Origin of the sequence: Kitasatospora sp. NPDC059408 (assembly GCF_042751525.1) — a bacterium.
Taxonomy (GTDB): domain Bacteria; phylum Actinomycetota; class Actinomycetes; order Streptomycetales; family Streptomycetaceae; genus Kitasatospora.
In genome coordinates, this window is the sequence record NZ_JBHYWI010000016.1 from 109,653 (window position 1) to 133,105 (window position 23,453).

The window sequence follows — 23,453 nt, forward strand, 5'->3', positions numbered from 1 at the left end:
GGCCGGGCACCGCCGAAGCCGTCGCAGCGCATCATGGCCCGAGGGGCCGGGCGTCCACCAGGGCCGTGGCCGTCGGTCAGCCGAGCGCCAGGACGAACTCGACCTCCGGCGGCTCGCCGGCGTCCGGGGCGTGCCGGGCGAGCGCCTCGCACACCGCCCGCCGCCAGTCCTCCGAGACAGCGGGCGGCACCAGTTGCTGACGGCACCCCGCGCCCGGCGCCGCGGCGGGCACCGCGACCCGGTAGTGCGCCTGCTCGTCCGCGTCCAGGCCCGGGAACCACGCGTCGTAGTCCCCCGGCCGGCCGTCCAGGCTCCAGCGCAGCCGGACGGGCCGCCCGTGCCGTTCGGCCAGCCGGTGGACGGCCTCCGGGTCGAGGCCGGGCGCGCCCGGCCCGTCGACCGGCTCCGCCCGGCGGGCCGCGTGCAGCCGGCGGGCCTCGCCCAGGCGGGCGTTGGCGATCCCGCTGACGCCGAACGCCGCGGCGTCGCCCGCCAGCAGCCAGTCGAGCTCGTCGAGCCCGATCCGGGCGGCGGGCCGCCACGGGCCGGCCTCCGCCGGGGCCGGGCAGCCCACGTGCAGGACGGCGTCGTAGCGGAACAGCGTCATCTCGGTGGGCGCCGCGCCCAGGCGCGGGGCGAGCTCGACCGCCGTGATCGCCGGGAAGCGCCGCGGCAGGTCCGCCAGGTAGCCGGGGTCGACGCTCAGCTCGACGTCACCGGCGAGTTCGACCGCCACGTGGTCCAGGCGCAGGCCGCTGCGCGGTCCCGGCTCCCGCCGCAGCTCGTGCTTGAGCACCGCGAAGTGCTCCAGCAGGCGGGAGTCCCGCAGGTCGCCGAGGAACACGTGCCCGCCGGGCGCCATCCGCGGCAGCGTCGCGGCGATCACCGACTCCAGGTACGCCACCGAAGGGAAGTACTGGACGACCGAGTTGACGACGGCGGTGTCGTAACCGCCCGGCGCCGCGGCCGGCGGGGCGGGCACGTCGGCCGCGGCCTCCGCCACCGTGATCACGGCCTCCGGCCTGCCCCGGCGCAGGTCGTCGCCCAGCCGGCGCAGCAGGCGCACCGCCTCGGCGGAGAAGTCCGTCGCGGTGTACTCGCGGACGCCGAGCCGCTCGACCAGCGGCCGCGCGAGCAGCCCGGTGCCGGCACCGATCTCCAGGACGGCGCGGGGCCCGAGCCGGGCGAGCCGCTCCACCGTGGTGTCCACCCACTCGGCCATGTGCGCGGCGACGATCGGCCGGCCGGTGAAGCTGTCCGTCCAGCCCGCCAGCCGGCCCGCCTCCGGACCGTCGTCGTCCGCGACCAGCCCGTACGCGTCCTCGAACACGGCCTGCCAGGACTCGACCACGACGGCCTCGTCGTCCTCGTCACCCGCCGGCCCGGGTTCGGGCAGCACCTCGACGAGCAGCCGCCGCGCCCCGGCCCCGTCGGCCCGCACGGTCACCGCCCGCACCGGCACCAACGGGGCCAGCGCGGCGGCGACCACGCCGGACAGGTCCGGCCGGGCGTCGTTCTCGTGCTCACGCTCTCGCACTGACACAGCATCAACTCCGGGATCGGGGTGCCGGAAACGGAGGTCCGCCCGCGAACGGCGGGCCACTGCTGCGCCATTTACCTGGAGCCGCGAACGGTCTGTCAATCGATCACCGCACCCCCCGGTGTCCAACCGCAGACGCCCGCGGTTGGACACCCGGCCGCCCGTCCCCGGACACCCGCCCCGCGCTGCTACCCTCGCGGACCGGCCCCTTCCGCTCCAGGTCGACCGGCGGCCCCGGCGGTTTCGATCAACCCCCGACGGGCCCGCGCGCTATACGTTTGTCCTCGTCGCCCGCGCCGCCCCGAGGAGAACCGTCATGGCCGACCAGACCCGCGCCCACCTGCTCACGGCCATCGAGCTCGCGGCCTCCGCCCGGGCCCACGGCAACCACCCGTTCGGCGCCCTGCTGACCGACGGCGCCGGCGGCGTCCTGCTCACCGCCGAAAACACCGTGCTCACGGACCACGACGTCACCGCCCACGCCGAGACCAACCTCGTCCGCCAGGCCTCCCGCCACCTCGCCCCGACCCAGCTCACCGGCGCCACCCTGTACTCCAGCACCGAACCGTGCGCCATGTGCGCCGGAGCGATCTACTGGAGCGGCATCCGCCGGGTCGTCTACGCCCTCGCCGCCCCCGAGCTGAACGCCATCGCCGGCGTGGACCCGGACGAGCCCGTCCTCGCCCTCCCCTGCCGCGACGTCTTCGCCGCCGGCGGCAACACCGTCACCGTCTCGGGCCCCCACCTCTACGACGAGGCGGCCGCCGTCCACACCGGCTACTGGGGATAGCCGCCCGGTGCGGATCCGCGGCCGACAAACGACGTGACCTCCCGACCGGGTCGGTGTTACGGTGGAGCGGTTCGTGTTCGACCGGATCGAGGAAGTGGGGAGGTGGGGTTGATGACCGCGCTCAAGGCCGTCGCCGTGCGCAGCGCCCGGGTCACCCTCACGTCCCGGGCGTCGGCCTGACCCCGCCCTCGAATCCCCCTTCCCCGCCGGGAGCGTGAGCTCGCGGGGCCGGGGACGCATCGCCGTCCCCGGACGAACACACCACACCGGAACGGATCTTCGTTCATCATGACCATCTCCACCACCTCCACCCCGCGCTGGATCACCCGCACCGAGACCGCCGACGACGTCCCGGCCGTCCGGGAGATCGTCCTCGCCGCGTTCGGGTCGCCGTCGGAGGCCGACCTCGTCGACGCCCTGCGGACGGACGGGGCCTGGATCGACGAGCTGTCCGTGCTGGCCGTCACCCCCGACGGCAGCCCGGTCGGCCACGCGCTGCTCACGCGCTGCCACATCGGCGACGTCCCGGCCCTGTGCCTGGCCCCCTGCGCCGTCCTGCCCGCGTACCAGCGCACCGGCGCCGGCTCCGCCGCGATCCGCGCCGCGCTCGACGAGGCACGCCGCCTGGGCGAGCGCTTCGTCGTCGTCCTCGGACACCCGGACTACTACCCGCGCTTCGGCTTCGGCCGGGCCTCCGCCCACGGGATCGGGCTGAGCATCGAGGTGCCGGACGAGGCGCTGATGGCGCTGGGCCTGGACCCGGAGCACCACCCGCTGCCGTCCGGCACGGTCCGGTACGCGGCTCCGTTCGGCATCTGACGGTCCAAGCCCTCCGGCACAACCCTCCGGCACAGCCCTCCGCGGCCGGGACAGACGCCCTGTTCCGGCCGCGGAGGCGTCCGCATACGGACATACCGACTGCTGTTCCATCCGAGTTCAACCGCGCGCTCCTGACGCCGCCCCGCGCACCCCCTACCTTCCGTGGGGGACTGCGAGAAGGGGCCATGAACGACAGACAACATGCCGTACGGGCACGCGGATTGACGAAGCACTTCGGTGACGTCGTGGCGCTCGACGGGGTCGGGCTCGACCTGGCGGCCGGGCGGATCCACGGGCTGGCCGGGCCGAACGGCGCCGGGAAGACGACGCTGCTCGGGCTGCTGCTGGGCCTGGCCGTCGCCGACGGGGGCGAGTTGGAGGTGCTGGGCAGACCCGTCGGACGGGCCCTCGCCGGGCCGCCCGGCGTCGCCGGGTTCGTCGACGGCCCCGGCCTCTACCCGTCCCTCACCGCCCGCCGGAACCTGGCCGCCCTCGCGGCCCTGACCGGCCAGGACGCCCGCACCGGCCGCATCGACGGGGTCCTGGCCGAGGTCGGGCTGAGCGACGTCGCGGACGACCGCGTGCGCGGGTTCTCCCTCGGCATGCGCCAGCGCCTCGGACTGGCCGCCGCGCTGCTCACGGACCCGCGCCTGCTGGTGCTCGACGAGCCGTCCAACGGCCTCGACCCGGCGGGCAAGCAGCACGTGCACCGGGCGCTGCGCCGCCTCGCGGACGACGGCGTGACCGTCGTGCTCTCCAGCCACCGCATGGACGACCTGGAGGCGCTCTGCGACGAGGTCACGATCCTCGCGACGGGCCGGGTCCGCTTCTCCGGCCCGCTGGAGAAGCTCGCGACCGACAGCCCCGAGCTCGACTACCGCCTGCTCACGTCCGATCCGTCGGCCGCCCGGGCCGTGGCCGCCGAGACCCCTGGCATCAGGGCCGTCACCGGGACCGGGCCCCGGCGCGCGACCGGGACGCTCGTCGTGCGCGCTTCGGCGCCGGCCGTCGAGCAGTTCGTGGGTGCCCTGGTGCACGCGGGCATCGGGGTGCGGGAAGTCGCTCCCGTGGTCCCGCCGCTGGAGGCCGCGTTCCTCGCCCTGACCGACCAGCAGGAGGGTGCCCGATGAGCACCGCACTCGCATCCCCGAAGGCGGCCCCCGGGACGCGGCCGGTACCGGTCGCCCGGGTGTACCGCTTCGAGGTCGTCAAGCTCGTCTCCCAGTGGCGGATCCGGCTGCTGGTGCTGGCCTGCTGGACGCTGCCCGGCCTGTTCGTCGCCGCCGTGGCCCAGCAGGGCACACTGCCGTCCGACACGCTGTTCGGCCGCTGGATGCACGCCACCGGCTGGGCCGGGCCCCTGGTGGTGCTGGGCTTCGCCGGCTCCTGGGCCCTGCCCCTCCTCACCTCCGTGGTCGCGGGCGACGTCTTCGCCGCCGAGGACCGCCTCGGCACCTGGCGCCACCTGCTGGTCGCGATCCGCTCCCCGCGGCGGATCTTCGCGGCCAAGGCGCTGGCGAGCGGCACCGTGATCGTGCTGCTGGTGGCCGGGCTGATGGCGTCCGGGACGGCCGGCGGGCTGGCGGCGGTCGGGAACCGGCCACTGGTCGGCGTCGACGGGCACCGGCTGCCGCCGTCCGACGCGGCCGGCGGCGTCCTGCTCGCGTGGACCTGCGCACTGGCACCGACCCTGGCGCTGGCCGCGATCGGGCTGCTCGGCTCCGTCCTCCTCGGCCGCTCGCCGATGGGCCTGCTCGTCCCCGCGCTGACCGCGGTCGCGATGCAGCTCGCGCAGATGCTGCCGCTGCCGGTGGCGCTGCGCCTCGCGCTGCCCGGCTACGCCTTCGTCTCGTGGAACGGGCTGTTCGCCGACCCGGCGCAGCTCGACGAGCTGCTGATCTCGGTCGTGGTCAGCCTGGTGTGGGCTGTCGTGGCGACCGCCGCGGCCTACCGGCTGTTCGTGCGGCGCGACTTCACCAACGGCAGCGAGGACGGCGCGGAGCGCCGCGCGCTCACCTCCGGCGTCCTGCCGCTGGCCGGGGTGCTCGCGCTGACGTTCGGCGCGGTGGCCGTGGCCGCGCCGTCGACGGGCTCGGGGATCACCCAGGCGAAGGTGCAGCAGTCGGTGTCGACCGTGTTCGCCCACCTGTACCGGCTCCAGACCGAACAGCTGCACCGCCCCGCCGTCACCGAGGAGCAGCTGCGGGTCACGGCGGCGTGCGACCGCGGGGACGGCCACGTCGACCCGGAGGGCCCCGGCAACGACTGGCGCTGCGTCGTCACCTGGCACCTGCCGGGCGTGGCCGCGCCGGGCACGGCGGTCTACCAGCTCGACGTCGCCTCGGACGGCCGGCTGATGGCCGACGGCGACGGGCCGAAGGAGGTCAACGGCTACTTCCTGGTGCAGACCCCGGACAGGGACGCGCCGAACCCGCTGTGGCAGTTCGACGGGCAGCTCCCGCTGCTCTCCTCCTCACCCCACTGAACGCACCGCACACGCACCCCCCCAACCAGCCCCACTCACCGAAGGGATGACGCCATGCAGGTAACGCGTCGTCGTCGCGTCCCGAGAGAACACCCCGCCCTTCTCGGCCGGCGCATGGGCCGCCGTGCCACGCTCGCCACGGCGTGCATCACGGCGGTGGCCGTGGCCACGGGCACGGCTTTCGCGACCACCCACCAGTTCGGCACCGACCAGGTCGGCCAGGTCACGGTCAACGGCCAGGTGATCTCCAGTGACCAGTACATCGCCCCCTACGGCACCCGGTCGGTCGTCAACGACGGCAAGATCATGGGCTCCCGGGTCAGCCCGGACGGCGCCCATCTGGCCGCGGCGCTCGCCGACGGCGGCGCGTCGCTGGTCATCGTCGACCTCAAGACCGGGCAGGTGCAGCAGCGCGTCGGCACCGCGAAGGCGGACGACCTGCACCTGAGCGACGGCTCGGTCGGCCAGGAGGCCCCGGCCTACTCGCCGGACGGCAAGCAGCTGTGGCTGGGCCAGCTCGACGGCTACACCCGCTTCACCGTGAACGCCGACGGCACCCTGGCCAACCCGGTGAAGGTCGCGATCCCGGCCGACGGCGCCAAGCACGCGCTCGCCTCCGGCGCGGTGTTCTCCGCCGACGGCTCGACGGTCTACCCGGCCGTCAACGGCCAGAACCGGGTGGTCGCGATCGACGCGGCGAGCGGCACCGTCAAGCAGAGCTGGACGGTGGGCAACGCGCCGCGCGGCATCGCCCAGGTCGGCCACAAGCTGTACGTCGGCAACGAGGGCGGCCGCCCGGCCACCGAGGACGACGACACGCTCAACTCCTACGGCACGCAGGTGCCGGCCGACCAGGACACCGGCGCCACGACCTCCGGCACCGTCAGCGTGATCGACCTCGGGGACGCCTCCGCCGCCGTCGGCTCCATCGACGTCGGCCTGCACCCGACGGCGCTGTACGCCAAGAACGGTGTGCTGTTCGTCGCCGACACCGGCTCGGACACGGTGTCGGTCGTCGACACCGCGCACGACCGGGTCGTGCAGACCGTCTCCACCAAGCCGTGGCCGGAGGCCTCGGTCGGCTACGAGCCCACCGCGGTGACGCTCACCGACGACGGCCGCCTGCTGGTCACCCTGGGCCGCGCCAACGCGGTGGCCGTCTACCGGTTCACCGGTGCGCAGGAGCCGGTGAGCTACGTCGGCCTGCTGCCCACCGACTACTTCCCGGCCGAGATCACCACGGTCGGCTCGAAGGTCGTCGTCTCCAACACCCGCGGCATCGACGCCCGCCGCCCCAACGCCACCGGCGCGCACAACACCCACGACACGACGTCGAGCATCACGCAGTTCACACTGCCGGGCGACCGCGAGATCCGGGACCAGACCGCCAAGGTCTTCCGGCAGAACGGCTGGACCGACGGCGCGGTCCGGACGGCCGACCACAAGAAGGCCAAGCCGGTACCGGTGCCCGCGCGGATCGGCGACCCGTCGCCGATCAAGCACGTCTTCATGATCGTCAAGGAGAACCGCACCTACGACCAGCTCTTCGGCGACATCGCCAAGGGCAACGGCGACCCGAAGCTCGCACAGTTCGGCGCCAACGTCACCCCGAACCAGCACGCCTTGGCCCAGCAGTTCGGGCTCTACGACAACACCTACGACATCGGCACCAACTCCGCCGAGGGCCACAACTGGCTGATGCAGGCGGACAACCCGGAGTACACCGAGTCCTCGGCCGGCGAGTACCAGCGCAGCTACGACACCGAGGACGACGCCCTCGGCCACCAGCGCTCGGGCTTCCTGTGGACCGGCGCGCAGGCCGCCGGGACGGACGTGCGCGACTTCGGCGAGTTCCACCAGTTCCTGACCAAGCCCGACGGCGCGAGCTGGCAGAACCTGTACTGCGACGCGAAGACGATGGACGCGACCGGGCAGGACACCGCCTACCCGCTCAACTCCTCGTCGCCGATCCCCTCGCTCAACGACGTGTCGGTGCCCGGCTTCCCGAAGTTCGACCTCGACGTACCGGACCAGTACCGGTACCAGATCTGGAAGCAGGACTTCGAGCAGAACGGCCCGGCCGGCCTCAACATGCTGTGGCTGTCCAGCGACCACACCGGCGGCCCGGCGGGTCCGGCCGCGCAGGTCGCCGACAACGACCTCGCGGTGGGGAAGATCGTCGACGAGATCTCGCACAGCGAGTACTGGAAGGACTCCGCGATCTTCGTGGTCGAGGACGACTCCCAGGCCGGCCTCGACCACGTCGACGGCCACCGCGCCCCGATCCAGGTCATCAGCCCCTGGGCGCAGCACGGCACCGTCGACAGCCGCTACTACTCGCAGATCACCATGGTCCGCACCATCGAGCAGATCCTCGGGATCCACCCGATGAACCAGAAGGACAGCGCGGCCAGCCCGATGACCACGGCCTTCACCGACAAGCCGGACTTCACGCCGTTCACCGTGGTGCCCAACCGGACGTCGCTGACCGACGGCCTGAAGACGCCCCCGTCCTGCGGCGTCGACGTGCCCGGCGCGGTCCAGGACCGCGCGGCCGCCCCGGCCCCGACCACGGTCGCGCCGCCGGCGGCGGAGCAGGGCGTCGCGGCGCAGTGGGACTCCTGGAAGTCCAAGCAGCGCCTCACCGGCCCGAACGCCGCACCGGACCGCGCGAACCCGGCGCAGATGAACCACCTGACCTGGTACCAGACGCACAACTGGACGGCCCCGTACCCGGGAGAGTCCGAGATCCACGCCCCGAACGACGTCCCCGGCGCCTACATCCCGTCCGCCGGCACACGCCCTCGGTCATCCGACCGCCACGCCCGGGCGCTTGCGAGGACATCCGGACTGCCCTGACCCCCGGCCCCGCTCCGGCAATCCGTCGGTCAGACGGTGATCGTCTTGTACTCGGTGTAGGTTCCGAGCCCGACGGCCCCGTACTCGCGGCCGATGCCACTGGCCTTGAACCCGCCGAACGGGCCGTCGAAGCCGACGGACGCGCCGTTGACGGTGACCGTCCCGGTGCGGATGCGGCGGGCCACGGCGAGCGCGTGCTCCTCGCTGGCGGACCAGACACCGCCGGACAGGCCGTACTCGGAGTCGTTGGCGATGCGGACGGCGTCGTCCTCGTCGTCGTAGGGGATGACGACCAGCACCGGCCCGAAGATCTCCTCCTGCGCGATGCGCATGGAGTTGTCGACGTCCGCGAAGAGCGTCGGGGTGACGTAGTTCCCGCGCTCCAGCCCCTCGGGGACCTGCGGGCCGCCGGTGACGAGCCGGGCGCCCTCCTCGACGCCGAGGGCGATGTAGCGCCGGACCTGCTCCTGCTGGTCGCGCCGGATCATCGGCCCGACGAACGTGTCCGGGTCACCCGGGTCGCCCACCTTCAGGGACTCGATCACGTCCTTGAGCCCCGCCACGACCTCGTCGTAGCGCTCTCGCGGGGCGAGGATCCGGGTCTGCGCGATGCAGGACTCGCCGTTGTTGAGCAGGGAGGAGAACTTCAGGCCGTGAACCGCCGTCGCGATGTCCGCGTCGGGCAGGATCACCGCCGCCGACTTGCCGCCCAGTTCGAGGCTCACCCGCTTCAGCTGCTCGCCCGCGATCGCGGCGATGCGCCGGCCGGCCCGGGTCGAGCCGGTGAAGGCGATCTTGTCGACCCCGGGGTGGGAGACCAGGTGCTCGCTCGTCTCGCGGTCGGCGGGCAGGACGCTCACCACACCCCCGGGCAGGCCCGCCCGGTCGAGCAGCTCGGCGAGGAACCCCATGCTGAGCGAGTTCTCCGGACAGACCTTCAGGACCACCGAATTGCCCGCCAGCAGGGCCGGGATGAGCTTCGACGTCGCCGAGGAGAACGGCGAGTTCCACGGAATGACCGCGGCCACGACCCCGACCGCCTCGCGCCGCACGACGCTGCGCACCGGCGAGGCCGGGTCGGACGGGACCAGCGTCTCCTCCCAGCCGAACTCCTCCGCCGCCTTCAGGTAGGCGTTGGCCTGCCGGGTCAGCCCCGGCTGTCCGGCCCGGGTGAACCAGCCCGCCGAACCGTTCTCGGCCGCGATCAGCTCGGCGATCCGGTCGGCGTTCTCCTCCCGCAGCGCGTTGAAGCGCCGCAGCACCGTCACGCGCGCCGGCGGCGGGGTCTCCCGCCAGACGCCCTCGTCGAACGAGGCCCGGGCCGCGGCCACCGCCCGGTCCACGTCCGCCGGCCCGGCCTGCGCGGCCCGGCCGAGCAGCCTCCCGTCGTGCGGGGAGCGGATGTCCAGCAGCCCGGCCCGGCTCGGCTCGGTCCAGGCACCCGCGATGTAGAGCCGGTCGTACGTCAGCATGTTCCGCTTCCTCGTCCCTTGAGCGCGTCGTGGTCTCCGGACGAGTCTGATGCGTCATCAAATAACCTGTCAAGACAGTTACTCCTGAAGCAGCAAGCGGCACCGGGACACGCCGAATTCCAGCCGTACAACACCCAAATCTGCTGCATTCCAGCCAGGTCAGCGGACAGGCTCCTTGACAGCCATCCCGGCCGGCGCGAATAGTCGTCACCAGTCAGACCGGTTACCGCGAGGGCGGTCCGCCGGACCGAAGAGCAAGAGAAGAGCAAGAGGAGACACGGCCATGGCAGTCAGCTACACCGGTGTGGTCACCGTGACCGGCGAGGGCCGCAACGGCGGGCAGGTCGTCGCCGACGACGGCAGCCTCACCACGGCGCTCGCCATCCCGAAGGAGTTCGGCGGCGCCGGCGGCGCGACCAACCCGGAGCAGCTGTTCGCGGCCGGCTGGGGCGCGTGCTTCCTGGGTGCCGTCCGCCGCGCGGCCGGCGAGCGCAAGGTCCGGCTGACGAGCACCGCCATCAGGGTCGAGGCGACCCTCACCCACGGCGACGACGGCGAGTTCGGCCTCGGCGCGGTCCTCGACCTCGAACTCGGCGGCGTGGACCAGGAGACGGCCGACGAACTGGCCGCCGCGGCCCACCGGCTGTGCCCCTACTCCAAGGCGACGCGCGGCAACATACCGGTCACCGTCACCGCGACCGCCGTCTGACGCCACCACAGACCCCGCCCGGGCCCGACTCCCCCGACGGGCCCGGACGGACGCATGTCCCCGAGCGGTGACCACACGCTCGCGGGGGTCCCGCTACAGAGCGGCCGTCAGCTCCCGGCGCCGCCGTGCTGACGCGCCCGGTAGGTCGCGGCCTTGACCCGGTTCCCGCACGTCCGCATGGCGCACCACTCGCGCCGGTAGCCGCGCGAGCGGTCGAGGTAGACCTGGGTGCACTCGGGCCGGGCGCACTCGCGCAGCAGCGCCGCGTCGTCGCCGCCGAGGATCTCGACGGCCTCGCGGGCGAGCGCGGCCAGTCCCTGTGCCACGGACCCGGTCCTGGTGGCGCCCGAGGGGTGCAGGCGCAGCGCCACCGGCAGTCCCGCCGCGTGCCGGTTCACCTCGGCGATCGCCCGGGTCGGCATCGGCTGCCCGTCGAGCCGGGAGGCGACGAGCGCGTAGACCGCCTCGCGCAGGTCCACGGCGATGTCGAGGTCCGTGGCATCGGCGCCGGGCACGGTGTCGAACATCCCCGACTCGACGAACCAGGCGTCGAGTTGACCGGGCGTGGCCAGCTTCTCCATCGGCACCTCGTTGCGCCGCGCGCGGTAGGTGCCGACGAAGTCGAGGGGCAGGGTCCCACAGGGGAAGGCATGCATCACGTCACCATACTGACCAGTGACCGCTGGATGCGCAATGCCCGTGCCCCGGCCCCGGCCGTTGCCCCGGCCGCACCTTCATCACTGGCCAGACCGGTCACGACGTACGACGGCCCCTCGACACCGACCGTCAAGTGACCGATGTGACGCACGAAAGCGGAGCGGAAGAGTGACCCGCGCTCCGGACAGCCGCCTCCCCACCAGGGGACGCGTCCGCATCTCCCCGAGAGGAACCACATGATCGACAGGCGCAGTTTCACCAAGGCCGTCGGCCTCGGCGCCGGGGCGGCCACCGCCTCGCTCACCGGCCTGCAGGGCATCGCCGGTGCGGCGCCCGCCTCCGGCCCGGCCCCCGTCGTGCCGGACGTCGTCCCCGGCACGCACACCTCCTTCCCCGTCCTGAAGCAGGTCACCGCCGGCGTGCTCGACGTCGGCTACGCCGAACTCGGGCCCGCCGACGGGCCGGTGGTCCTGTTGCTGCACGGCTGGCCGTACGACATCCACAGCTACGTCGACGCGGCACCGCTCCTCGCCGACCTCGGCTACCGCGTGCTCGTCCCCTACCTCCGCGGCCACGGCACGACGCGCTTCCTGTCGTCCCGCACCCCCCGCAACGGCCAGCAGGCGGCCATCGCCCGCGACATCATCGCCTTCCTGGACGCCCTCCGGATCGACCGCGCGGTCGTCGCCGGCTTCGACTGGGGCTCGCGCACCGGCGCCGTCATGGCGGCCCTGTGGCCCGAGCGGGTCAAGGCCCTGGTGCCGGTGAGCGGCTACATCATCACCAACCGCGAGGCCCAGACGAAGCCGCTCGCGCCGGGCGCCGAGCGCACCTGGTGGTACCAGTTCTACTTCGCGACCGAGCGCGGCAAGGCCGCCATGCAGGACCGCACCCACCGGCGCGACCTGACCCGGTTCGTCTGGCAGACGGTCTCCCCGACGTGGCGCTTCGACGACGCCACCTTCGACCGCACCGCGGCCGCCTTCGACAACCCCGACTACGCGGCGATCGTCATCCACAACTACCGCTGGCGGCTGAGCATCGTCGAGGGCGAGCACCGCTACGACCACGACGAACACCTGCTGGCCCGCAGGCCCGCCATCGCCGTGCCGACCATCACCATGGACCCGGTCCTGGACCCGTTCACCGCCACCCCCGCCGACGGCTCCACGTACCGGGACATGTTCACCGGCCCCTACGAGCACCGCACCCTGACGGACGTGGGCCACAACCTCCCCCAGGAAGCCCCCACCCGCTTCGCCCAGGCCGTCGTCGACGTCGACCGGTTCTGACGACCGGGCACCACGCACCCCGGCCCGCACCCATCGGTGGGTGCGGGCCGGGGTGCGTCGCGCGGCGCCGGGGTCAGTCGCGGGTGGCCGGGGTGCAGCGGAAGCTGGTCGCGTCGGCCGGGTCGCCGTGGCCGTCGTAGCGGGAGACCTGCGGGTAGGGGCAGAGGTCGCGCTTCACCTGCCGGCCGGAGGCCGTCCCGAGGGTCGCCGGGAGCGTCTGCGGGGCCTTGCCCTGCTCGACCCAGGCGGTCAGGGCGCCGAGGTCGTCGGTGCGGCCGGTGAGACCGCAGTGGGCCGTGCCGGGGGCGAGGAAGAGGCGGTAGAAGTCGTCGACCTCCTCCGGGCCGCCCATCTCCCGCTCGACCTGCTCGCGGTAGCGCACCGTGCCGTCGGCCGGGATGAACTCGTCCGCGAGCCCGTGCCAGGTGAGCAGCTTGCCGCCGGCGTCGCGGAAAGCGGAGAGGTCCGGGTCGGCCGTCCCGATGACATCGCCGTACTCGGCCACCGACTGCCGGAACAGCCGCGCCAGGTCGCCGGAGGTGAGGGACGCGACCTGGAAGGACGGGTCCTTCTTCAGCCACGTCCCCACCCACGCCGCCGGCACCGGGAACGGCGCGCCGACGCGGTTGCCCGCGGCGTCGACCGTGCTGCCCGCGAGGCCGCTCAGGTCGGCGCCGACCGGGACGCCCGGCCAGAGTTTGCGGCCCGACGGCGTGCGCGGCCCGTCCCAGATCCGCCGCACCACCTCGGCGTCCGCCTCGCTGATGGTCACCTGCCTGCCCTCGCACTCCACGGTGGTGCCGATGAGCCGCCGTGGGTTGAACCCGCACTCGTCGGGTTTGCCGACGAGCCCGTCCACCGCCCCGTCCAGCCCGTCGCACGCCCGGACGGCGGCGTCCGTGAACGCCTTGAACTCGCACGCCGTCGGGTAGGTCTTCGCCTCGTTCATCACCACCTGCGGCCACAGCGTGGCGACTTCGAACCGCGTCCAGTCGATGGCGGGCGCGTTGGCGAGGATCCCGTTGTAGTCCTCGGGATACCGCTGGGCCTCCGCGTAGCCCTGACGGCCGCCGGTGGAACAGCCGTTGAAGTACGCGTAGGAGGCGGCGCGCCCGTAGTGGCCGGCGATGACGGCCTTGGCGACGACCGCCGCCTCGTGCTCGGACCGGGACGCGAAGTTCTCCAGCAGCGCCTCGTCGACCTTCCCCCGGCCGTCGAGCGCCCACTTGGTGTCGACGTACGAGCCGACGCCGGCGTCGGTCGTGGCCGCGGCGTAGCCGCTCTTGACGACGGCCGCGAGGTTGGCGCCGTAGTCGCCGGCGGCGTAGGCGAGTCCGCCGACGGTCTGCAGGCGGCCGTTCCAGTTCTGCCGGGGCAGCCAGACCCGCACCTTGGCGTGGTCGCCCTGGCCAGGGTGGGTGAGCGTGACGGTGACGTCGCAGAAGGCCGGGACGTCGGGGATGTGCGCGTCGGACAGCGGGAACACCGCGGGCACGTCGACGGTGCCGGCGGCGTGGGCGACGGCGGTGACGCCCTCCACCCGGGTCCCGGGCGGGGCCTGCACGGCGGGGGCAGCGCAGCTGTACGGGGTGCGGGTGTCCGCGACGGCGCTCGGCGCGTAGAGCGCGGCTGCGAGGGGCACGGCCGCCGCGAGGGCTGCCAGGAGTCGTCGGTTCATGGGTGTTCCCGTCCTTGGGTGTGAGCCGTGGCCCCATCGGGCCAAAAAGTAACCGTTCTGAACGGTTATCATGCTGGCGGGTATCCGACGCTCCGTCAAGACGCCCGGACCGCACCGCACCGTCCGAAATCCGGAGGCCGCCGCCACCCCGAACTGGTACGGTGACGAACGACGAACCCTCGTGACCGACGCGTGGAGCAGACATGGCAGGCGACGACGACATCTCCGGGTGAATCCCGGACCAGAAGGCCGTAGCGGGTGCGTGGCACCCAGCGCTTCGGCCCGATGCGTCGCGCCCAGCGCCCCTGTCCCCCTGTCGTTTCGGGCCGGACGTGCCTCCGCCCGCTCACTCCCAGGTCGCCTTCATGTCCTCTGCCTCGATCGTCTGCTCCCACCTGTCCTTCTCCTGGCCGGACGACACCCCCGTCTTCCGCGACCTCTCCTTCGCCGTCGGCACCGGCCGCACCGGCCTCGTCGCCCCCAACGGCTCGGGCAAGTCCACGCTGCTCAAGCTGGTCGCCGGGCAACTGCGGCCCGCCGGGGGCACGGTGGCGACGGCCGGCACGGTCGCGTACCTCCCCCAGGACCTGCCGCTGACGGCGGGCCTCACGGTCGCCGAGGTGCTCGGCGTCGCCGCGGTGATCCGCGCCATCGACGCGGTGGAGTCCGGCGACGTCGCCGAGGAGCACTTCACAACCATCGGCGACGACTGGGACATCGAGGAGCGCAGCCTCGCCCAGCTCGACCGCCTCGGCCTCGCGGGCCTCCACCTGGACCGGCCGCTGGGCACGCTCAGCGGCGGCCAGGTCGTGCGACTCGGCCTCGCCGCCCAACTGCTGCGCCGCCCGGACGTGTTGCTGCTCGACGAACCGACGAACAACCTCGACCTCGGCGCCCGGCACCACCTCCACGACGCGCTGGACGACTTCTCCGGCTGCCTGCTGCTGGTCAGCCACGACCGCGCCCTGCTCGACCGGATGGACCGCATCGCCGAACTGGACTCACATGAACTCCGGCTGTACGGAGGCGATTTCACCGCCTACGAGGAGGCCGTGCAGGCCGAGCGCGAGGTCGCGGAGAAGAACGTCCGCAGCGCCGAACAGGAGCTCAAGCGCGAGAAGCGCGAGCTGCAGCAGGCCCGCGAACGCGCCGAGCGCCGCGCCGGCAACGCGGCCCGCACCCTCAAGAGCGCCGGCCTGCCCCGCATCTTCGCCGGGAACATGAAGCGCGGCGCCCAGGAGTCCGCGGGCCGCTCCGGACAGGTGCACGCCGCCCGCGTCGACGAGGCCAAGTCCCGTCTGGACCAGGCGGAACGCGCCGTGCGCGACGACCAGCGCCTCACCCTGGACCTCACCGGCACCCGGGTGCCCGCCGGACGCGACCTCTTCATCGGCGAACACCTGCAAGTGCTGCGCGACGGCACGCCCTTGTTCGCCGGGGACGGCGTCGGCCTGAGCGTCCGGGGCCCGGAGCGGATCGCCCTCCTCGGCCCCAACGGAGCCGGGAAGACCACCCTGCTGCGCCTGCTCGCCGGGGACCTCACCCCGGACGAGGGCCGGGTGAAGCGCGCCGACGGCCGCGTCGCCTACCTCTCCCAGCGCCTGGACCTCCTCGACCCGGACCTCACCGTCGCGCAGAACTTCGCCGCGGCCGCCCCGGAGCGGCCGGAGGCCGAGCGGATGAACCTCCTCGCCCGCTTCCTCTTCCGGGGCGCCCGGGCCCACCTGCCGGTGCGCGCGCTCTCCGGCGGCGAGCGTCTGCGCGCCACCCTGGCCTGCGTGTTGTGCGCCGAGCCCGCGCCGCACCTGCTGCTGCTCGACGAACCGACCAACAACCTCGACCTCATCAGCGTCGGGCAGCTCGAAGGCGCGCTCGACTCCTACCAGGGGGCGTTCCTCGTGGTGAGCCACGACGAGCGGTTCCTCGCCGGGATCGGGGTCGACCGCTGGCTGCGGCTGGCGGACGGGGTCCTGGAGGAGACGGGCCCTCCCGTGATCTGACGGTCCGTCAAGGAGCCCGGCGGCTGACACGTGTGTTCTCCCGCGCGCTACCACGTGCGCGAACGTCACCCGACTGAAGGGTTATTTCACCTTCGACGCCGTGCGCGGGCCCTCGACACGGGTACCATGCGCAACAACGTCCACAGGCAGGAGTGACCGGTCGTGACCAGCCAATCAGCCGCCTCGCTCCGATCGCGGTACGCCGTACAGGCCGCGTCGGATCTCGCGGGGAACCGCCGCCGGCAGCAGGAGCTCGCCGACGAACTCACCAAGCTCCAGCAGGAGGAGGCGCTCCTCGTCGACATCATGTCGGTGGCCGAGCGCTACAGCGACGACACCGGGCCCGCTCCCGTCCAGGAGCAGGCCCCGGACTCGACGCCCGCCCCGGAGCCGGCCCGCACCCAGGACGAGCCGGCCCCCGCCGACGCGTCCCCCGACACACCCACCGAGGCACCCGCCGAAGCGCCCGCCGCGAAGGCGCCGCGCCGCAAGCGGGCGCCGCGCACCCCGTCACCGCGGGCCGGCTCCACGGCCGCCCCCACGGTCAAGGCGGCCGCCAAGTCCCGCCGCGTCGCGAAGGTCCCGTCGCAGCGCCCGCTGCTGGGCGACGTCCTGACGCACCTGCTCGCCGGCCACGGCGAGCCCCGCACCGCCAAGGAACTGCGCGACGAGTTCCTGGTGGCGCACCCGGACCGCGAGCCCACCCCGCAGGTCGTGCGCAACGCGCTCGGCGCGCTCGTCGCGAAGGGCCGCATCGAGCGCCGCAAGGACCAGCGGTCGGTGATGTACAGCCTCGTCGAGGACAGCGGCACCCCGGCCGGCTGACCCCCTCGGGGAACACCAGCGGGGCGGCCCGGGAACCGACCACGTCGGTCTCCCGGGCCGCCCGCCGCCGTCCGGGGCGCGGGCCCGAAGTACCGTCCTCGGTAGGCGCCACACCCTGGCGCGTGTTCCCGACGGCCTCCGCCCCTACGACCAGTGGTACTCGGCGACTTCGACACCGCGGGACGGTCGGTGTGGTGTCCCGGGTGTCCGCAGTGCGCCGGGGCGCCCGCACCGCGGCACGTGCCGGGTCAGCACACACGACCGCTTCCCACCCGAGCGGAGCAGCCGCGCCGCAGGCCGCCCGCAGGTCGCGGGACTTCGATGAGAAAGCTCTCATCAGCCCGTGGCACCGTGGACGCCCCGGCGGCGGCCGGAGGGAGCGAGGAGAACCCGATGGCGGTCGGTGACGGCACCGGGACGGTGCTGGTGGTGGACGACGACGACACGATCCGCAGGTCGCTGGAACGCGGCCTGCGGCTCGGCGGGTTCACGGTGCGGACCGCGGACGGCGGACGGGCGGCGCTGCGCCTGGTGGCCACCGAGCCGCCGGACGTGCTGGTCCTCGACGTCTCGATGCCCGACGTGGACGGCACCGAGGTCTGCCGCCGGCTGCGCGACCAGGGCGTCGACACGCCCGTGCTGATGCTCTCCGCGCTGGACGAGCTCGCCGACCGGGTGGCCGGCCTGCAGGCGGGCGCCGACGACTACCTGGTCAAGCCGTTCGCGCTGGAGGAGCTGGTGCTGCGCCTGCACGCCCTGCTGCGCCGCCGGCCTCAGGCCGGCGCGTACGGCGGGCCCGCCGTGCCGGGCGGAGAGGTCCTCCGGTTCGGGCCGTTGGAGATCGAGCCCGCCGCCCGCGAGGTCCGCCGGGACGGACAGCCGCTGCGGCTGACCCGGCGCGAGTTCGAGCTGCTGGAGTACCTGGCCCGCAACGCCGGACTGGTGCTGACCCGCGACCAGTTGCTCGAACGGGTCTGGGGCTACGACTTCGAGGTCCGCACCGATGCCGTCGACACGTTCGTCAGCTACCTGCGCCGCAAACTGGAGGACGGCGGCCGGCCTCGGTTGATCCACACGGTGCGGGGCGTCGGCTTCGTGCTGCGGATGCCGGAGGCACACCCGTGAGCACCGGAGAGCAGCCCGTGACCGGCCCTGCCCCCGCCCGGCGCTCGATGAGCCTCGCCACCCGGATCGCGACCGGCGCGGCCCTGCTCGTCCCGCTGCTCGTGCTGGGCACCGGCGCGCTGCTGCTCGGCCTGGTCACCCACGACCTGCGCTCCCAGCAGGACACCCGGCTGCGCGACCGCGCCGCCGCCGTGCTGCCCGCCACCAGGACACTGCTGAGCGCCACCCGGCAGGACCGGCCCCGGGTCGAGCAGAACCAGCGCCGCAACCTGCTCGACGACGCGCTGGACGTCGGCATCCGGGTGGCCGACGCGAACGGAGACCGGATCACCGAGGGCGGCCCGGTGCCGGGCCCGCCCGCGGTGCTCCCGCAGCCCGCCCCCACGAGCCCCGGCGTCCTGGTCACCGTGCGGGCGCAGGGCCGCGCCTGGCGGGTACTGGCCCGTCCGGTCACCGGCGCCGACCCCGGCACGCTCTGGGTCACCGCACCGGTATCGGCGACGAACCCGCAGGTGGACGCGGTGCGCGGGCGGATCCTGTGGGCCGCCGTCCTGGCCGCGCCGACCTCCGGCCTGCTCGCGTACGCGCTCGCCCGGCGCGCCACCGCGCCGCTCAGCCGCCTGGGCCGGCGGGCCGCCGCACTCGACCCGCGCGCCGGCGCCGGCGGCTTCACCCACCGGCACAGCGGGATCCGCGAGGTGGACGAGCTCGCACTCGCGCTGGAGAGCGCGCTCGCCCGGTACGACCACCAGGTCGCCCGGACCGGCCAGGCCCTGGAAACCGCCCGCTCGTTCTCCGCCGCCGCCTCGCACGAACTGCGCACACCGCTGATGAGCCTGCAGACCAACCTGGACGTGCTCGGCGCGCACCCGGACCTGCCGGCGGCGGACCGCGCGGACATCCTGTCCGACCTCCGCGACGACCACCGGCGGCTGCTCGACCTGCTCACCGCCCTGCGCACGCTGGCCCGTGGTGACCTGGTCGAGGAGGAGGCGTTCGCGGTGATCGACCCGGCCGAACCGGCCGCGGCCGCCGTCGCCGAGCTGCGCCGACGACGGCCGGAGGTGACCGTCGACACGACCGGCCCGGGCCTCACCGGGCCGGACGTCGGCGGAATGCGGGTGCACGGGTGGGAGGCCGGACTGCGGATCGTCTGCGACAACCTGCTGGCCAACGCCGCCGTGCACGGGCACCGGCCCGGGGAGCCGGCCCGGATCGCGCTCGGACTGCGCCGGGAGGCCGGGCAGGCGGTGCTGACCGTGGACGACGACGGTCCTGGCATCCCGGCGCAGGACCGGGCGGCGGTCTTCGACCGCTTCCACCGAGGACGCAACAGCCCCGGTTCGGGGCTGGGGCTGACCCTGGTCGCCCAGCAGGTGGCCTTGCACCGGGGCACCGTCACGGTCACCGAGCCGCCCGGCGGCACCGGCTGCCGCGTCGAGGTCCGGCTGCCCCTGGTCGGCCAGGACGCCCCGACGCTGCCCCTGCCGGCCCGCCGCGACTGGATCCGCTCCACCGGTGCGGGCCGCTGAGGCTCCTCGGGGCGCCGAACCGGTCGGCCGGCTCACAAGGAATCCACAAAGAGGCCCTCTACCGTCCTGCTCAGCCGGAGCGCCCGACGCTCCGGCCGGACCTGCCACCCGTGGCAACTGGAGGACTTCGCCATGCACACCCACCGTAAGGCGGCCGCAGCGATCGGCGCTCTCGCTCTCGGCACCACCCTCATCGCCCTCGCCGGGCCGGCCCAGGCCGACGCTCCCGGCGCCACCCCGGTGGCCTCCTCGACGCCGAAGGTGCTGCCGACGCCCGAGGGCGACGGTGCGAAGGGCGTCTGCAAGCGGCTGCCGAAGGCCGAGCAGCGGGTCGAGAAGGCGCTGGAGCGCCTGAACGGCCCGGTCACCGAGGCCGGCTCGATCGCCCGTCTGGAACAGCGGGTGAACAACGCCAAGGCCGCCGGCCACACCGCGGTCTACAACGACCTCAACGACCGGCTGACGTACCGCAAGAGCCTGGTGCCCACGCTGACCCAGCGGCAGAGCGACCTGAACGCCGTGGCCGGCTGGTGCTCCTCGCAGGGCCTCGGCACCCCGAACGCGCAGTGACCGTGCGCGCAGCGACCGTGCGCGCCGTGGCCGTGCGCGGCACGGCGTCCGCCCCGGTCGGCGGCAGGTCGGTGGCGGCACCGGTACCGGTCGGCCGGCTGTCGCGGCGGGCCGTCGCAATGACGGCCGCCCTGCTCGCCACGCTCGCCCTGACGGCGTGCGGCGCGAACGGGAGCACCACGGGGAAGGGCGGCACACCCGCCGCCGGCGCACCGTCCGCGGGCGCCGGCGGATCGGCGGTGAGCGGCGACCAGCTCGGCCGGATGCGGCAGAAGGTGGACGCCGCCGACAGCGCCGCCGCCGCTGCCGAATCGGACGCCGCCAAGGACGTCCAGGACACCGCAACCCCCTGACCCACGAGCGCTCCGGCTGTTCCCCGCCAACGCACGGGGAACAGCCGAGCCACGGCCCCGACGCGTCACCCACCCGCCGAGGGCGCCCGGCCCACCCCTGAACGGGCCGGTGATCTCCGGCGAGACCAGTGCCTTCGCGGGGCCCGACCGGCGGTAGCCGCAGCCCCGCTTCCGTCGACCACCATCGCTTCCCGAGAGCCATCCGCGCCCCCTGGCGGAACGAATACCCGGTGTACCGCGCACCCGGAAGCGAACGGAAGGACCCATGCCGCGCCCGTGCGAGCACCTGCGGATCCACCAGCGGCCCGCCATGCCCGACGCCGGGGTGCTCCTGCTGCCGGGCGGCCGCTCGGACGGCCTCGCGCCGCCCCGCCGCACGAACCTGCCGGCCCTGCGCATGCTCCTGCTTGCCAGGGCCCTGCGCCGCCCCCTCCCCCGTGCCGTCGTCGCGTCCGTCCGCTACCGCCACCGCGGCTGGAACGGGTCCCGCGCCGATCCCGTGGCCGACGCACAGGCCGCGATGGACGCGCTCGAAACACTCGCTCCGGACGCTCCGCTGCTGCTGGTCGGCCACTCCATGGGAGCCAGGGCCGCCGTGGCGGCGGCCGGCCGTCCTCTGGTCGTCGGGGTCGTCGCGCTGGCCCCGTGGTGCCCGCCAGGAGATCCGGTGGACCAGCTGAAGGGCCGACGGGTTCTCCTCCTGCACGACCGGTCCGACCGCGTCACCTCGGCCGCCCTGGCATGGGAGTTCGCCCACCGGGCTGCCGACGCGGGGGCCGTCGTCGAGGCCGTCCCCATGGCCCGGGGCGGTCACACGATGCTGCGCGGCGCAGGCGAATGGCACCGGCTGACCGCGGAGTTCGCGTCCGCGGTCCTGAACGTCACCGAGAACGCCTACCCGGCGCAGGACGCCGAATAGCGAGACCGGCCGGATCTGCTCCCCCGGGCGACGCGGCTCCAAGCCCGTTCCGTCGACGACAGCGACGGCACGCGGCCGGCGCTGTGACCCGGCGCACCTTGACGCGGGGAGCCCGCGCGCGGTGCGATGCCGGGAACACCCATGGGAGGAACTCCGCATGACCAGTGCCGGCCCCGAATCCGTCTCCGTCCGGACGGAGATCGCCGCCACGCCGGACACCGTCTGGGCCGCGGTCGCCGATGTGACGCGCATGGGCGAGTGGAGCCCCGAGTGCACCGGTGCCGCGTGGCGCGGCAGCCCGGCGGCTCCGGTGCCGGGCGCGCGCTTCCAGGGGCACAACCGCAAGGGCGGCATCCGCTGGAACACCGTCTGCCGGGTCGTCGAGGCCGAGCCGGGGCGCGTCTTCGCCTGGGACGTCGGCTTCGGGCCGATCGCGGTCGCCCGCTGGGGATTCCGGCTCACCCGGAGCGAGGCGGACGGCGGCGTGACGGTGGTGGAGCAGTTCTGGCAGGACCGCCGCAACCGGGTCAGCGCCTGGACGACGGAGACCGTGCTGCGCACCGGTGACCGCGCGGAGTGGAACCGCCGGAACATGACGGTGACGCTCGCCGCGCTGAAGCGCTCGCTGGAGGCCGGCCCGACGGCACGCGGAACGGACCGCTGAGGCCACCGCCCGAGCCGCACCCTTTCGTCTCAAGTACCGCTACGGTTGGACCACTTCGCCGGAAGGGGAGAGCGTGCGCCCGTTGACCTTCATCGTTGGGACAGGGCGCAGCGGGTCGACCGCGCTGTCGCGTGTTCTCAACGTCCACCCCGACGTGCTCAGCCTCAACGAGTTGCTCGCGTCCGTCGGCACCGAGGGGATTCCGGAACGGCCGCTGTCGGGCACGGAGTTCTGGCAGGTGCTCGCGGACCCGAACCCGGTCTTCGAGAAGATGATCCGCTCGGGCATCCCGCCGCCGGAGTTCCTCTACACGCGGCGGCCCGGGCGGTACTCGGCCGGGGCTCCGGGGATCCCGGCGATCCTGCTGATGGTGCTGCCGCACGTGTCGGACCGTCCGGACGACCTGTTCGACGACCTCGGACGAACGGTCCGGCGGTGGCCCTCGCGCCCCGCCGCCGACCAGTACCGGGCGTTGTTCGGCGAGTTGGGCGACCGTTTCGGCCGCAGGGCCGTGGTGGAACGGTCGGGGTACTCGACGGGGTGGATCCCCCGTCTGCGGACGCTCTTCCCCGAGGCCCGGTTCGTCCACCTGGTCCGCTCCGGCCCCGACTGCGCCCTGTCCATGAGCCGGCACCCCGGCTACCGGACGATCCTGCTCCTGCGCGAGATCCTCCGACGCTCCGGTGTCACCGGGTTCTTCGAGCTCACCGAGGAACACGTCCGGGCACTGCCGCCCGACCTCGCCCCGCTGCTCGGCGAACGGTTCGATCCGGCACTGGTGCGGGACCGCGCCATCCCGCTCACCGCGTTCGGCGAGCTGTGGTCCCGCCTGGTCACGGAGGGCGTCGCCCATCTGGCGGCCGTGCCCCCGTCCATGCGGACCACCCTGGTCTACGAGGACCTGCTGGACGCCCCCGACCAGGAGCTGTCCCGCCTGGCCGAGTTCATCGGCGTGGACCCGGTCGCCGACTGGCTGACCACCGCGCGGAGCATGCTCGACGGCAGCCGCCGGGGCGCGTCCGGACGGCTGTCCCCGGAGGAGCGGCACGCGCTCCGGGACAGCTGCGCCGAAGGGCAGCTGTCCCTGGGGCTGCCCGCGGAGTGAGCTCGGGGCCCGGCGCGGCCCGTCGGAGACACGGAAGCCGGCAAGACGGTGACCCAGGC

20 protein-coding genes are annotated in these 23,453 nt (G+C 73.9%); 16 read left to right on the top strand and 4 right to left on the bottom strand.

All coding sequences use genetic code 11. The features are described from left to right. Nucleotides 1-76 precede the first annotated feature (76 nt). The gene (locus ACFXDE_RS13605; RefSeq protein ID WP_380493872.1) at nt 77-1,537 is read right to left on the bottom strand and encodes a methyltransferase; all 1,461 of its coding nucleotides are present in this window, start codon (nt 1,535-1,537) and stop codon (nt 77-79) included. Nucleotides 1,538-1,856: 319 nt separating this feature from the next. Here ACFXDE_RS13605 and ACFXDE_RS13610 point away from each other — a divergent pair, with 319 nt between their 5' ends. The 5 genes from ACFXDE_RS13610 (at nt 1,857) to ACFXDE_RS13630 (ending at nt 8,493) form a co-directional block, all read left to right on the top strand. Next, entirely contained in the window at nt 1,857-2,330 is a 474-nt protein-coding gene (locus tag ACFXDE_RS13610) for a nucleoside deaminase (protein WP_380441088.1), read from the top strand. Between the two features lie 288 nt (nt 2,331-2,618). Further along, complete coding sequence (locus tag ACFXDE_RS13615) at nt 2,619-3,149, top strand: GNAT family N-acetyltransferase (RefSeq protein ID WP_380493874.1); 531 nt, start codon at nt 2,619-2,621, stop codon at nt 3,147-3,149. Between the two features lie 185 nt (nt 3,150-3,334). Further along, nucleotides 3,335-4,279 (top strand): ABC transporter ATP-binding protein, encoded by a 945-nt coding sequence (locus ACFXDE_RS13620; protein WP_380493876.1) that lies wholly within the window; start codon nt 3,335-3,337, stop codon nt 4,277-4,279. After that, nucleotides 4,276-5,634: an ABC transporter permease gene (locus ACFXDE_RS13625; protein ID WP_380493878.1), complete on the top strand. Its 1,359-nt coding sequence runs from the start codon at nt 4,276-4,278 to the stop codon at nt 5,632-5,634. The genes ACFXDE_RS13620 and ACFXDE_RS13625 overlap by 4 nt, the downstream gene beginning before the upstream one ends. Before the next feature lie 54 nt (nt 5,635-5,688). After that, nucleotides 5,689-8,493, top strand: a complete 2,805-nt coding sequence (locus ACFXDE_RS13630; RefSeq protein ID WP_380493880.1) for a bifunctional YncE family protein/alkaline phosphatase family protein — start codon at nt 5,689-5,691, stop codon at nt 8,491-8,493. 29 nt (nt 8,494-8,522) lie between these two features. Here the strand turns inward: ACFXDE_RS13630 and ACFXDE_RS13635 are convergent, their stop codons facing one another. Next, a complete protein-coding gene (locus tag ACFXDE_RS13635) occupies nt 8,523-9,965 on the bottom strand; it encodes an aldehyde dehydrogenase (RefSeq protein WP_380493882.1) in 1,443 nt (480 codons plus the stop codon). A 283-nt stretch (nt 9,966-10,248) separates the two neighbouring features. Between ACFXDE_RS13635 and ACFXDE_RS13640 the strand changes: the two genes are divergently transcribed. After that, nucleotides 10,249-10,674: an Ohr family peroxiredoxin gene (locus tag ACFXDE_RS13640; protein ID WP_380493884.1), complete on the top strand. Its 426-nt coding sequence runs from the start codon at nt 10,249-10,251 to the stop codon at nt 10,672-10,674. Nucleotides 10,675-10,781: 107 nt separating this feature from the next. On the opposite strand, the gene ACFXDE_RS13645 is transcribed toward ACFXDE_RS13640, so the two are convergent. Then, nucleotides 10,782-11,330: a CGNR zinc finger domain-containing protein gene (locus ACFXDE_RS13645; protein ID WP_380493886.1), complete on the bottom strand. Its 549-nt coding sequence runs from the start codon at nt 11,328-11,330 to the stop codon at nt 10,782-10,784. A gap of 237 nt (nt 11,331-11,567) precedes the next feature. Here ACFXDE_RS13645 and ACFXDE_RS13650 point away from each other — a divergent pair, with 237 nt between their 5' ends. Then, entirely contained in the window at nt 11,568-12,623 is a 1,056-nt protein-coding gene (locus ACFXDE_RS13650) for an alpha/beta fold hydrolase (protein WP_380493888.1), read from the top strand. Between the two features lie 73 nt (nt 12,624-12,696). Here ACFXDE_RS13650 and ACFXDE_RS13655 read toward each other — a convergent pair whose 3' ends face one another. After that, the gene (locus tag ACFXDE_RS13655; RefSeq protein ID WP_380493890.1) at nt 12,697-14,301 is read right to left on the bottom strand and encodes a tannase/feruloyl esterase family alpha/beta hydrolase; all 1,605 of its coding nucleotides are present in this window, start codon (nt 14,299-14,301) and stop codon (nt 12,697-12,699) included. Between the two features lie 365 nt (nt 14,302-14,666). On the opposite strand from ACFXDE_RS13655, the gene ACFXDE_RS13660 reads away from it, so the two are divergent. The 9 genes from ACFXDE_RS13660 to ACFXDE_RS13700 all read left to right on the top strand — a co-directional run bounded on the left by ACFXDE_RS13660 (nt 14,667) and on the right by ACFXDE_RS13700 (nt 23,394). Beyond that, nucleotides 14,667-16,301, top strand: a complete 1,635-nt coding sequence (locus tag ACFXDE_RS13660) for an ABC-F family ATP-binding cassette domain-containing protein (RefSeq protein ID WP_380493892.1) — start codon at nt 14,667-14,669, stop codon at nt 16,299-16,301. A 162-nt stretch (nt 16,302-16,463) separates the two neighbouring features. Then, the gene (locus tag ACFXDE_RS13665) at nt 16,464-17,126 is read left to right on the top strand and encodes a hypothetical protein (RefSeq protein WP_380493894.1); all 663 of its coding nucleotides are present in this window, start codon (nt 16,464-16,466) and stop codon (nt 17,124-17,126) included. A 393-nt stretch (nt 17,127-17,519) separates the two neighbouring features. After that, nucleotides 17,520-18,251, top strand: coding sequence for a response regulator transcription factor (locus ACFXDE_RS13670; protein WP_380493896.1), 732 nt, complete (start codon nt 17,520-17,522; stop codon nt 18,249-18,251). After that, entirely contained in the window at nt 18,248-19,783 is a 1,536-nt protein-coding gene (locus tag ACFXDE_RS13675) for a sensor histidine kinase (protein WP_380493898.1), read from the top strand. The genes ACFXDE_RS13670 and ACFXDE_RS13675 overlap by 4 nt, the downstream gene beginning before the upstream one ends. A gap of 132 nt (nt 19,784-19,915) precedes the next feature. After that, the gene (locus tag ACFXDE_RS13680; RefSeq protein ID WP_380493900.1) at nt 19,916-20,353 is read left to right on the top strand and encodes a hypothetical protein; all 438 of its coding nucleotides are present in this window, start codon (nt 19,916-19,918) and stop codon (nt 20,351-20,353) included. Beyond that, entirely contained in the window at nt 20,350-20,706 is a 357-nt protein-coding gene (locus ACFXDE_RS13685) for a hypothetical protein (RefSeq protein WP_380493902.1), read from the top strand. Before ACFXDE_RS13680 ends, ACFXDE_RS13685 begins: the two co-directional genes overlap by 4 nt. Nucleotides 20,707-20,971: 265 nt before the next feature. Then, the gene (locus ACFXDE_RS13690; RefSeq protein WP_380493903.1) at nt 20,972-21,625 is read left to right on the top strand and encodes an alpha/beta fold hydrolase; all 654 of its coding nucleotides are present in this window, start codon (nt 20,972-20,974) and stop codon (nt 21,623-21,625) included. A gap of 157 nt (nt 21,626-21,782) precedes the next feature. Next, the gene (locus ACFXDE_RS13695; protein WP_380493905.1) at nt 21,783-22,289 is read left to right on the top strand and encodes an SRPBCC family protein; all 507 of its coding nucleotides are present in this window, start codon (nt 21,783-21,785) and stop codon (nt 22,287-22,289) included. 73 nt (nt 22,290-22,362) lie between these two features. Then, nucleotides 22,363-23,394 carry a sulfotransferase gene (locus ACFXDE_RS13700; protein ID WP_380493907.1) on the top strand — a complete coding sequence of 344 codons (1,032 nt, stop codon included), beginning with the start codon at nt 22,363-22,365 and terminating at the stop codon, nt 23,392-23,394. Nucleotides 23,395-23,453: the final 59 nt, after the last annotated feature.

What these genes read in the sequence shown, in the direction of transcription:
- ACFXDE_RS13655 (WP_380493890.1), bottom strand. Translation starts at nt 14,301, where the DNA reads ATGAACCGACGACTCCTGGCAGCCCTCGCGGCGGCCGTGCCCCTCGCA.
- ACFXDE_RS13610 (WP_380441088.1), top strand. Translation starts at nt 1,857, where the DNA reads ATGGCCGACCAGACCCGCGCCCACCTGCTCACGGCCATCGAGCTCGCG.
- ACFXDE_RS13660 (WP_380493892.1), top strand. Translation starts at nt 14,667, where the DNA reads ATGTCCTCTGCCTCGATCGTCTGCTCCCACCTGTCCTTCTCCTGGCCG.
- ACFXDE_RS13695 (WP_380493905.1), top strand. Translation starts at nt 21,783, where the DNA reads ATGACCAGTGCCGGCCCCGAATCCGTCTCCGTCCGGACGGAGATCGCC.
- ACFXDE_RS13680 (WP_380493900.1), top strand. Translation starts at nt 19,916, where the DNA reads ATGCACACCCACCGTAAGGCGGCCGCAGCGATCGGCGCTCTCGCTCTC.
- ACFXDE_RS13645 (WP_380493886.1), bottom strand. Translation starts at nt 11,330, where the DNA reads ATGCATGCCTTCCCCTGTGGGACCCTGCCCCTCGACTTCGTCGGCACC.
- ACFXDE_RS13650 (WP_380493888.1), top strand. Translation starts at nt 11,568, where the DNA reads ATGATCGACAGGCGCAGTTTCACCAAGGCCGTCGGCCTCGGCGCCGGG.
- ACFXDE_RS13640 (WP_380493884.1), top strand. Translation starts at nt 10,249, where the DNA reads ATGGCAGTCAGCTACACCGGTGTGGTCACCGTGACCGGCGAGGGCCGC.
- ACFXDE_RS13615 (WP_380493874.1), top strand. Translation starts at nt 2,619, where the DNA reads ATGACCATCTCCACCACCTCCACCCCGCGCTGGATCACCCGCACCGAG.
- ACFXDE_RS13690 (WP_380493903.1), top strand. Translation starts at nt 20,972, where the DNA reads ATGCCGCGCCCGTGCGAGCACCTGCGGATCCACCAGCGGCCCGCCATG.
- ACFXDE_RS13670 (WP_380493896.1), top strand. Translation starts at nt 17,520, where the DNA reads ATGGCGGTCGGTGACGGCACCGGGACGGTGCTGGTGGTGGACGACGAC.
- ACFXDE_RS13625 (WP_380493878.1), top strand. Translation starts at nt 4,276, where the DNA reads ATGAGCACCGCACTCGCATCCCCGAAGGCGGCCCCCGGGACGCGGCCG.
- ACFXDE_RS13635 (WP_380493882.1), bottom strand. Translation starts at nt 9,965, where the DNA reads ATGCTGACGTACGACCGGCTCTACATCGCGGGTGCCTGGACCGAGCCG.
- ACFXDE_RS13620 (WP_380493876.1), top strand. Translation starts at nt 3,335, where the DNA reads ATGAACGACAGACAACATGCCGTACGGGCACGCGGATTGACGAAGCAC.
- ACFXDE_RS13630 (WP_380493880.1), top strand. Translation starts at nt 5,689, where the DNA reads ATGCAGGTAACGCGTCGTCGTCGCGTCCCGAGAGAACACCCCGCCCTT.